The sequence below is a fragment of the Acinetobacter stercoris genome (assembly GCF_900323515.1).
Classification (GTDB): Bacteria; Pseudomonadota; Gammaproteobacteria; order Pseudomonadales; family Moraxellaceae; genus Acinetobacter; species Acinetobacter stercoris.
The window spans coordinates 1-10,347 of the sequence record NZ_OOGT01000146.1 but is presented as its reverse complement, the minus strand read 5'-3'; the positions used below and the strand labels follow the sequence as shown (position 1 = coordinate 10,347).

General features: G+C 38.5%; 12 protein-coding genes. 9 read left to right on the top strand and 3 right to left on the bottom strand.

What is annotated here, in order from left to right; translation table 11 throughout:
* Positions 1–82: 82 nt before the first annotated feature.
* Positions 83–2,281, top strand: coding sequence for a PhoX family protein (locus tag KPC_RS13925; RefSeq protein WP_121974966.1), 2,199 nt, complete (start codon positions 83–85; stop codon positions 2,279–2,281).
* Positions 2,282–2,333: 52 nt separating this feature from the next.
* Here the strand turns inward: KPC_RS13925 and KPC_RS13920 are convergent, their stop codons facing one another.
* Positions 2,334–3,116, bottom strand: coding sequence for an NRDE family protein (locus KPC_RS13920; protein ID WP_121974965.1), 783 nt, complete (start codon positions 3,114–3,116; stop codon positions 2,334–2,336).
* A gap of 189 nt (positions 3,117–3,305) precedes the next feature.
* On the opposite strand from KPC_RS13920, the gene lgt reads away from it, so the two are divergent.
* From lgt to KPC_RS13905, 3 genes are all read left to right on the top strand, one after another.
* Positions 3,306–4,124, top strand: a complete 819-nt coding sequence (lgt, locus tag KPC_RS13915) for a prolipoprotein diacylglyceryl transferase (RefSeq protein WP_121974964.1) — start codon at positions 3,306–3,308, stop codon at positions 4,122–4,124.
* A gap of 76 nt (positions 4,125–4,200) precedes the next feature.
* Positions 4,201–4,584 carry a hypothetical protein gene (locus KPC_RS13910; protein ID WP_121974963.1) on the top strand — a complete coding sequence of 128 codons (384 nt, stop codon included), beginning with the start codon at positions 4,201–4,203 and terminating at the stop codon, positions 4,582–4,584.
* Positions 4,584–4,955, top strand: a complete 372-nt coding sequence (locus tag KPC_RS13905; protein ID WP_121974962.1) for a hypothetical protein — start codon at positions 4,584–4,586, stop codon at positions 4,953–4,955. The genes KPC_RS13910 and KPC_RS13905 overlap by 1 nt, the downstream gene beginning before the upstream one ends.
* A gap of 44 nt (positions 4,956–4,999) precedes the next feature.
* On the opposite strand, the gene KPC_RS13900 is transcribed toward KPC_RS13905, so the two are convergent.
* Both KPC_RS13900 and KPC_RS13895 read right to left on the bottom strand, forming a co-directional pair.
* Entirely contained in the window at positions 5,000–5,533 is a 534-nt protein-coding gene (locus KPC_RS13900; RefSeq protein ID WP_121974961.1) for a peptidoglycan amidohydrolase family protein, read from the bottom strand.
* A gap of 173 nt (positions 5,534–5,706) precedes the next feature.
* Positions 5,707–6,159, bottom strand: a complete 453-nt coding sequence (locus KPC_RS13895; protein WP_121974960.1) for an Lrp/AsnC family transcriptional regulator — start codon at positions 6,157–6,159, stop codon at positions 5,707–5,709.
* A gap of 156 nt (positions 6,160–6,315) precedes the next feature.
* Here KPC_RS13895 and KPC_RS13890 point away from each other — a divergent pair, with 156 nt between their 5' ends.
* From KPC_RS13890 to KPC_RS13870, 5 genes are all read left to right on the top strand, one after another.
* Positions 6,316–6,996: a LysE family translocator gene (locus tag KPC_RS13890; RefSeq protein ID WP_227591487.1), complete on the top strand. Its 681-nt coding sequence runs from the start codon at positions 6,316–6,318 to the stop codon at positions 6,994–6,996.
* 128 nt (positions 6,997–7,124) lie between these two features.
* Positions 7,125–7,967, top strand: coding sequence for a thymidylate synthase (gene thyA / locus KPC_RS13885; protein WP_121974958.1), 843 nt, complete (start codon positions 7,125–7,127; stop codon positions 7,965–7,967).
* A gap of 82 nt (positions 7,968–8,049) precedes the next feature.
* Entirely contained in the window at positions 8,050–8,562 is a 513-nt protein-coding gene (locus KPC_RS13880; protein WP_121974957.1) for a dihydrofolate reductase, read from the top strand.
* A 33-nt stretch (positions 8,563–8,595) separates the two neighbouring features.
* Positions 8,596–9,681 carry an Lnb N-terminal periplasmic domain-containing protein gene (locus KPC_RS13875; protein WP_121974956.1) on the top strand — a complete coding sequence of 362 codons (1,086 nt, stop codon included), beginning with the start codon at positions 8,596–8,598 and terminating at the stop codon, positions 9,679–9,681.
* Between the two features lie 76 nt (positions 9,682–9,757).
* Positions 9,758–10,213 carry an META domain-containing protein gene (locus KPC_RS13870; protein ID WP_121974955.1) on the top strand — a complete coding sequence of 152 codons (456 nt, stop codon included), beginning with the start codon at positions 9,758–9,760 and terminating at the stop codon, positions 10,211–10,213.
* Positions 10,214–10,347: the final 134 nt, after the last annotated feature.

The following is a 10,347-nucleotide window of genomic DNA, read 5'->3' as shown; positions in this document are numbered from 1 at the left end:
AAGTAAATAAGCTTACATATTCATTGGTTAACTTGCTAAGTGATTCTGTTTTATTAATTTTATTTAGCCAAGAGAAATCAGTATGACTGACCTTACGCCATACAATGAAGAGCAAGAACTAGACAACAACTTTTCAGATAACACTCATTTCCGAGACATTTTAGAACGCCATATCTCTCGCCGTAGCCTTATTAGTAAAACTGCCAGCGGTGCAGCAGCTTTAGCTTTTGCTTCAAGCCTTTCTGGTTGTAATGATGATAAAGACATGGGCGTTACACCGCCAACACCACCGTCTCCACCAAATCCTCCCGTTGTACCGCCAACGTTGCCGAAAAAACTGCAATTTACACCAGTTGCCAAAAACCTGAATGACATCGTCACTGTTCCAGAAGGTTATGAAGCAAATGTACTTTATAGTCTTGGAGACTCAATTAATCCTAAATATTCCGATTGGGATGGCATAGCTGAAGTACCTGCTGCTGCAAGCTATCAATTCCGTTCAGGAGATTGTCATGATGGAATGAGTTATTTTGGGATGCATCCAGCCAAAGCAAACTATGACCCGACCCAATCAGATCAGGGATTATTGGTTCTAAATCACGAATATATTATTCCGCTCTTTTTACATGATCAGGGGGCAACATCAACCGATGGTCGTCGCCCAGAAGATGAAGTGCTTCGTGAAGTTAATGCTCATGGCGTATCTATCATAGAAATTAACAAAGATTCTAAAACTCAAGCTGTAAGCATAAACAAATCTTCTGTTTTTAACCGTCGTATTACCGCTTCAACACCAATGGATTTTGCAGGTCCTGTAAAAAATAGTGATTTGCTTAAAACAAAATTTTCTCCTGATGGCAGTAAAACACGTGGAACACACAATAACTGTGGTAATGGTTATACGCCTTGGGGAACTTATTTAACCACTGAAGAAAACTTTATTGGTTATTTTGCACGAGCAAAAGAAGATGATGCAAATCGTGCTGTACACGAAATTGTTGCACTTAACCGCTATGGCTTAAAAACTGGTCGAGACTCACGCTATGGCTGGGATACCGTAATTGCAAAAAACACCGATCAGGATTTATATAATCGCTGGACTGCAGATGCAAGTGGTAATAATGCGACAGAAGATTATCGCAATGGACCAAACACCTTTGGCTGGATCGTAGAAATCGACCCATTTAATGGCGGACAACATCCAGTCAAACGTACTGCACTGGGTCGTTTTGCTCATGAAGACTGTCGCGCCAGTCGCTTGATCGAAGGGGAAAACCTTGCCTTTTATATGGGTGATGACTCAACAGGTGAGTACATCTACAAATTTGTATCAGATGCAAAATGGGATGCTAAAGATATTAATCGTGGCTATGATGCTGGTGACAAATATATGAACAATGGCAAACTGTATGTTGCCAAGTTCAATGAAGATGGCACAGGTCAATGGATTGAACTCGCCATCGGTAAAAATGGTCTGGATGCATCAAACAAAACCTATCCGTTCAAAGAACAAGCTGAAGTTTTAACATATGCACGTTTAGCTGGGGATGCTGTGGGTGCAACAAAGATGGATCGCCCAGAGTGGGTTGCGGTAAATCCTAATAATGGTGAAGTCTATGTAACCCTAACCAACAACAGTGCTCGTGGTTCAAGTTATAATACGGATGCTGCCAATCCACGTAACTATAAAGACTCAAAAAATAACAAAGGAAATGTGAACGGACATATCATCCGTTTCCGTGAAACTGGGGATAAAACCACAGCAGAAACCTTCACTTGGGATATTTATCTGTTTGGTGCTGAAGCTGCGATGGCAAGCAATATCAACCTTTCGGGTTTAACCGACAACAATGACTTCTCAAGTCCTGATGGTATGTGGTTTGATCCACGTGGAGTACTATGGATTCAAACTGATGATTTCTCTTACCGTGATAAAACCAACTGCATGATGTTGGCAGCTCTTCCTGGAAAACGGGGTGACGGTGCCAAGACAACTGCTGTCGGCAATCAAGCTACATTTGCAGGGGCAAAAGTTACTGATGACAACTTGCGCCGCTTCCTGACAGGACCTAAAGAATGTGAAATCACTGGCGTCACCATGACACCAGACTACAAAGCTATTTTTATCAATGTTCAACACCCTGGCGAAAACTCTAAACCAGACGAGAAACCGCATAGCCATTGGCCAGCAACTCAAAAAGATCCGAACAATAAAACTGCACGACCACGTTCTGCAACTGTCGTCATTACCCGTAAAGATGGCGGCGTGATTGCTGGTTAATTTAAAACTATTCTTTAAATATTCAAGGTGTTGAATTCGTTCAGCGCCTTTTTTATTGAATGAGTTTTATATGTTGATGGACAAATTCACCTTGATGCTCCCCCTGCTGGGTTTTCTCAGTCCACTGAATCTTATTTGACAGCATCCTGACAAAGTTTGAACATCGTGTCCCATAGATAGGGCTCTGTATAAATGTTGAAGATAAAAGCTGCTCAAAATCCTGATCTACTCCAGTATTTGGCAACAGTTCGGGAATAATTTTTCGTTCATCCTCCAAAATATCCCAAACCTCACGCTGAAGATCTCCCTCAGGAATTGACGAAACTTGTAACATCGGCAAAAGTTCCTGTGTAAAGCGTTTCCGCAAATGCTTCGTCTTTTCCCAGTCATCTGACATGATCCCATTCGATACCACATACACACCTTTTGCCAAAACCTGAGGTGCCTCCCCACGGTTACTCATATAAACTGCCTGGGCTTGCGTACCAATAAAAAGATTGAAGCCAGCATAATTGCACTGTTGTTTTTCTAATGCCTGAGCAAATCGAATCGGGGTTAAATCAGACTCCAGAAATGACTGGATCAAATGCCCTCTTGAAGTAGGATACGTCTTTTTATCCCGTGCATCGCGATGATTAGTCACAATTGCCCATCGTCCCGATTCGGTTACTCCCATCCATGTCCCACCAGACTGTAAATCCTGCCCCGCAACAATAGGGCTATCTTGCCATTTATGTAATTGTGAAGTTGGACGGTGATAAAATTCATCCCGATTGGAAATGAGACATAAAGGCATATCATCCAGAACCTGCCAAGCGAGTGCCACAATACACATATATTGATCTCTAAATCGTGATGACATATTTATAATTCATCTTTAGCTTAAAGCATAGAAAAATGCATATCAAAACTTGTCAGTCTTTTTGAGAAAACTGCAAGTGATAAACGAAATGCCTACATAGCCTATAACATTTTTTATATCAATCAGATAAAATCTGTGCAAAACAAATGATAAGGAATCAGAATGCTGACCTATCCAAGTATAAATCCAGTTGCTTTAGAACTGGGACCATTAAAAGTACATTGGTACGGCGTAATGTACCTGCTTGCATTTCTTTGTGCATGGGGGCTTGCAACTTATCGTGCCAAACAGCGTGATGGCTGGACATCGGAAATGGTGTCCGATCTAGTGTTTTATGGCGCACTCGGTGTTGTACTTGGTGGTCGTATTGGTTATGTCATCTTCTATGAATTCAACAAGTTTCTAGATAATCCTCTCTGGCTATTTCAGGTCTGGACCGGAGGGATGAGCTTCCATGGTGGATTTATTGGAGTTATGCTCGCCATGATTTTATGGTGTCGCAAATATAAAAAGACATGGTTTCAAACCATGGACTTTATCGCACCATGTGTCCCAACAGGTCTAATGTTTGGTCGTATTGGCAACTTTATTGGGGGAGAACTTTATGGACGTGCAGTTTCAGATCCAAACTTCCCTCTTGGCATGATTTTCCCGACTGATCCTTTACATCTGGTTCGCCATCCGTCACAAATCTATCAGGCACTCTGTGAAGGTTTACTGCTATTCATTATTCTCTGGTTCTTTAGCAGCAAGCCTCGTCCACGTATGGCTGTTTCTGCACTGTTCCTGATCGGCTATGGCTGTGCCCGCTTCTTTATGGAGTTCTTCCGTGAACCAGATGCAGACCAAGGCTACATCCTGTTTGGATGGATGACCAAAGGACAGATTTTGTCATTCCCAATGATTATTATTGGTATTCTATTCATGCTGTATGCTTACAAAAGAAAAATTTATGACTGGGGTCCTCAAAAAAACGCTTAACCCCAAATACAAATGGAGAGCAAATGCTCTCCATTTTCATGTTAAAGTGCTGATCTGTTATTGAGTTGAATGAACTATGTTTGAATTCTGGTTTGATCCTAAAGCGACTTTTACTCGTAAGTTATTTATTTTTATTATTACGGCAGCTATCACCCTAGCTTTATATAAAATGAACCCATTATCTCCTGATGCTATTTTAATGTTTTTGGGAACAGGGATTATTTTTTTGATCTGTAGATACTGTAAAATTCAATTCGCAGGGCATAAACCAACAGGGCTTCTATATCGTCTATTTACATGGATCCCTATCGCTTTGCTTTTATCTCTAATCTTTATGAAAGCTCAACAAGAGCTGCTCCTACAAGGGGCTCAAGGTATAGGATTTATGGCTCTGGCAACATTTATCTTTGCACCAATTGCCAAGCTACAAAAAAACAATAACCGTAAAGAGCCTTTATAATGCTTGATTTTTGGTATTCTGAACGTTGTACACGTCAAGTCAAATTGATCGTCAGCATTCTAACCTGTGTAATCATCTATTTTTGTTCATCGGTCGAAAAACTGGAAGCTATTTTTGTAGGCCTAAGTTTAGTTATCGGTGCTTTGCTGCATCTACTTTATACATATCGCTTAAAAATCAGTGATTCAAATCCTTATAAACGGGGTTTTGACATTGTAAGTATCGTTATTCCAATCTCATTATTAATATTATTAATCATACAATTACCAAGTCAAAATAAAGTTTTTCTAAGCATACAGTCTTTAGGATTTATGTTACTTGGATTATTTATTTTGAGCATTTATCAAAATAGAGCAAAACGCATAGATTAAAACTAAATGCTAAATCAAAATGATAATGTGCCACTTGATGATGATTAGTCATCAAGTCGGTAGTATGAATATTTTACGTTTTTATTTTTATAGACAGCATAATCCGACTGCTTGAAATCTGATACCCAGTTTGAACCAGAATAGCCCGCAATATGTCCATAAGTATGCGACCCTGTACGATCAATAATATAAATATCACCTTTTTTAGGATTATTAAAAGAAGGATTAATCTGTCGGTAGCCTATTTTCTTTAGAGTATCGCCCCAGTCAGCTGCTGCGACTGGATGATTTTGAATATTCGCTCCCGCTGATTGAAGTGCCACCCTGATGCTTTTAGCGCATTTTGCAGTGCTGGTTGTACGGGTAATGCTTGCCAGTTTTTGAGTAAACTTGGATAAGTCTAAACGTTGACCATTTGCAGAAGAGGTGTAGTTTCTTGGTTTAGAGTTCTGGGTATTTGTCTCATTATCATCTGAATCAATCGGTCTTTGTGTTGGATTACCCTTAGAACGAATAACTATGTTTGCATGAACTGGTGCATAAACTTCATTAACATGTCCATAATTATCATAAATCATCCAAAAACCTCTAACCTCTATTCAAAACGTCATCTAATGTTTTGATATTCAGACTTCAATTATTTTCGAAGTTAGGAATAGTAATACTATAACATTAAGTTTTCACTTGAAAAATGTAAGAAAATTTTAGAATGTTAACAAGAAAAACCTAAGTGGTTAATTTTTAAATGATCTTATAACGGAAATAATCGATCCAGTACCACATTTTTCATTACTAAAGTTGATGTTAAACGCTGTACACCTGAAATCGCAGATAAGCGTTGGTCATATAATTTCTGGAAGGCAGTCAAATCATGAGTTACCACATAAAGTAAATAATCTGGATCGCCAAATAACCTCTGTGCTTGTACAACTTCAGGAATATCAATGATGGCATCTTCAAAACATGAAATTGTTTGCTTATTGGCTTCTTTTAGGGTTACGAAGACAATAGTTGAAAAATTCAACCCTATCAGATTAGGTTCAAGCTGTGCCCGATAACCTTTAATCACACCAGTTTCTTCCAATGCCTTCACACGTCTATGACATGGTGAAACACTCAAACCGATCCTTTCAGCCAACTCAGTGACTGATAAACGCCCATCATTTTGCAACTCAGCAAGAATTTTCTTGTCAATTTTATCCATTTAGAAAGTTTTACCCTTATTCCAATCATTCAAGCAAAAAATTAAAAGCACTTTCTACATATTAAGACATATTCTTTCCCTATAAATAGCTCACATAGCATTTTTTTCTAAAACGCAGGTCATATAACACTGTTTTTACTGATTTGGGATATTCTTATGAATAGTTTTTTATCCTTTGGCATTGTTTCGCTTCTTTTTGTACTTTCTCCAGGTGCTGACTGGGCATATGCAATTTCTGCAGGAATAAGAAATAAGACAGCCATACCTGCTGTATCAGGCTTATTACTTGGACATCTGCTGGTTATCCTAATTGTTGCAACTGGCTTGGGACTAATTATTCATCGTCATCCTGCTGCTCTGTTTACGCTTTCTTTAGGTGGTGCAGTGTATCTGCTATGGATTGGAGTTAAAATATTTCGAAACCCTTCCACCATATCACAAACAGATGTAGGACACGCTCTGACAGCTCGTCAATGGACTGTTCAAGGCATTTGCATTAGTGCATTTAATCCAAAAGTATTTTTATTATTTTTCACCATATTTCCACAGTTTATCCAGCCAACATCAGTATTTTCCATTTCCGAGCAAATGTTCTTACTGACGTGTATTCATATGCTAAATTGTTCAATCATCTATTTCATCGTGGGCTATAGCTCTAAAACTCTCTTACATAGTCGTCCACAACTTGCTAAAAAAATCAGTCAGATTTCAGGTGGTTTGGTTATTACCATTGCTATTTTATTAATTTCAAATCAGCTCTTAGAAGTGAGTAAAACAGGGTTTGTGAGCACTGAAAATAGTGAAAAACCCCTTTTATCAAAGTTTGTGAAAATCTAAAAAATTGCCGCTGTCCAGCTTGCAAATTATGACTTAAAAATAGGACAAGATTAGTATAAACTCGTCTGTTGACTCGAAATAGATGATCATCTACAGGATGGCATCAATCATTCACTTTTGGGAAATTTATGAAAGCCTATTTAGACCTCTTACAACATATCCTCGACAATGGCGGTGACAAAGGCGACCGTACTGGTACAGGTACACGTTCTGTATTTGGTCATCAGATGCGTTTTGATCTTTCCAAAGGTTTCCCTTTACTCACCACAAAAAAAGTGCATTTCCGTTCTATCGTGATTGAATTGTTGTGGTTTTTAAAAGGTGACACAAACGTTAAATATTTACAGGACAATAAAGTCACAATCTGGGATGAATGGTCAACTGCAGAACAAACTGCACGTTTTGGTCGTTCTGAAGGTGAACTTGGACCTGTATACGGTCATCAATGGCGTAACTTTGGTGCGAGTAAAAATGCTGATGGTTCATATAACAATGACGGTTTTGACCAAATTCAGTGGTTGATTAATGAAATCAAGACCAACCCTAATTCCCGTCGTCTGATCATTTCTGGCTGGAACCCGAATGAAGCCGGTCAGGTTGCGTTACCGCCTTGCCATACTCTGTTCCAGTTCTTTGTGCAGGATGGTAAATTATCTTGTCAACTTTACCAACGCAGTGCAGACGTATTCTTGGGCGTGCCATTTAATATCGCAAGCTATGCCCTGCTCACACATATGATTGCTCAAGTGTGCGGTTTAGGTGTTGGAGATTTTGTCTGGACTGGTGGTGATACACATTTATATGCCAATCATTTTGAACAGGCTCAATTGCAACTTTCACGTGAACCATTACCGCTATGTCAACTTAAACTTAATCCTGAGATTAAAGACATTTTTGATTTTAAATTTGAAGATATTGAAATTACTGGTTATGAATCACATCCTGCAATCAAAGCACCTGTTGCTGTCTAATTTTAATCATCTACACTGATTTATTTATCTTATTCTCTAGTCCCTCCAGTAATAGGAGGGAATTTTAAAAGCAGAACTGGCTATGTCATATAAAAATCTGGAAATTGTACATGTAGTGGCAATGGATCAAAAACATTGTATTGGTAAAGAAAATGCATTGCCTTGGCATATTTCTGCTGACCTAAAGCATTTCAAAGAAATTACTCAGGGTGGTGTCGTTGTTATGGGGCGCAAAACACTCGAGTCAATGGGGCGAGCATTACCTAATCGGGTAAATTGGGTCATCACTCGTGATACACATTGGGCATTTGATGGCGTTAAAGTTGCACATAGCATTGAAGAAGTTTTGCAGCTTTCGATAGAAGATGTTAAAAACTCTCTAAAACCTAACAGTATTTTCATTATTGGTGGTGGTGAAATCTTTAAACAGACCATCAACATTGCTGATCGTTTAGAACTGACTCATGTAGAGCTGGATGTTCAAGGTGATGCACATTATCCTGAGATTCCGGCAGAATTTAAAAAAATGTCATCTTCGACACATATTGATGACAAATCTGGGATTGCTTTTACATTTGCAAGTTATCAAAAATAGCACCCAAGAAATATTCAAATAAACGCTCTAGATATGAATGACATCGGCAAAAGACAATTTTTTACTGCACTCGGCGCTTGGGTTTTACATTTTCTTTTTAGTATTTTTGTCCTGCTCAGTAGTATCTGGCTTTGCCTTGCTTTATGGATTCAAAAACCAGGGGGCTGGTTAGTTTCATCAATCCTCATTGGAATCTGGATTTCATTCTCTTTGAGTATTCTCGGAATTTATTTTTTTCAAAGCTTCTTCAGTCGCCGAAAAGATATAGTGATTTATATCGTGGCTTTTATCTTTAGTCTGGTTTGGTACTTCAACATTCCTGCCAAACAAGATCGTGACTGGAGTCCAGATGTCGCTAAAATCTTTAGTTATGAACGTCATGGCAATCTTGTAACCATACATGATATCCGTAACTTTAACTGGCATACAGAAGATCAATATGATGTCCATTGGGATACGCGCACTTATGATCTCAATCATATTACCGGGGTAAGTATCATCACTTCGTACTGGATGGGTCCCCAGATTGCGCATACTTTGGTGAGCTTCAGTTTTTCCGATCAAAAACCACTGGTTTTCTCTATAGAAATTCGTAAAGAAAAGAATGAAAGCTTCTCTGCTATTGGTGGTTTTTTCCGTCAATTTGAACTGAGTCTCATCGCTGCTGATGAAAAAGACATTGTTTATACACGCAGTAATGTACGTGGTGAACAGGTTTATTTGTTTCCAATCAATATGGGAAAAAATGAAGCCAAAGCATTATTTTTACAATATTTAAAGAAAAATGATGAATTACACAAACATGCAAAATGGTACAACACGCTCACCAGTAATTGTACAACGCTAGTATTTGATATGATTCAGGCAATAGATCCGCATCATTTGCCTCGTGATTATCGTCTATTGGCATCGGGATATTTACCAAACTATTTGTATGATCTAAATGCACTCAATCGCCAATGGGATATGCAAACCTGGTATCAAAAAGCACATATTAATCCTCGTGCTACAAAATTTGATCAATATATATCGCAAGATAGTCTGGATTTTTCAAAACTGATCCGAACAGGCTTACCTGCGCCTGTTTTGCCACAGCAAATTGGCCAAAATATTTACTAACAAACACATAATAATTATAGTGATTTTCACATATATTTGTTTAGATATAAGAAAATCACTCTAAACAGAGAACATCATGTTAAAAAAAATCATTGCCGCGGGGTTGATCACAGCAACTTTTGCATTTGTTGGTTGTGAAAGCATACAAAATACACCTCAGCAAGCCAAAGGCATTACTGTATTACAGGATAAAACCTGGATTTTGACACATATTGGAGCAACAGAATACAAAAGCGACCCGAACACCAGAAATATACCAAGTATCCAGTTTGACTCAAGCACGTTACGTGTCAGTGGTTCAGATGGTTGTAACCGTATTGTTGGAACATATACTGTCCGAGGAAATCGCTTAAATCTAGGACAACTGGCAACAAGCCAAATGATGTGTATGAATGTCATGCAACTTACCGAGCAATATAATGATGCACTTGCAAAAGTGACCAGTTTTCAGGCCTATGGTAAAAAATTAAAACTATTAGACCATAATGGTAATGTTGTTCTGCAATATACCTCATCCATCCAACCACGTTAAACCCAAGTAAAGCTTATAAAAACTATCGGGCTAGCATGACAATATGCTAGTTCGCTATATTTAATTACATCCCCGGATTCAATAGAGAACTATAAATTTAAGCTAAATAATATTTGCATTGACCTACATTTTAG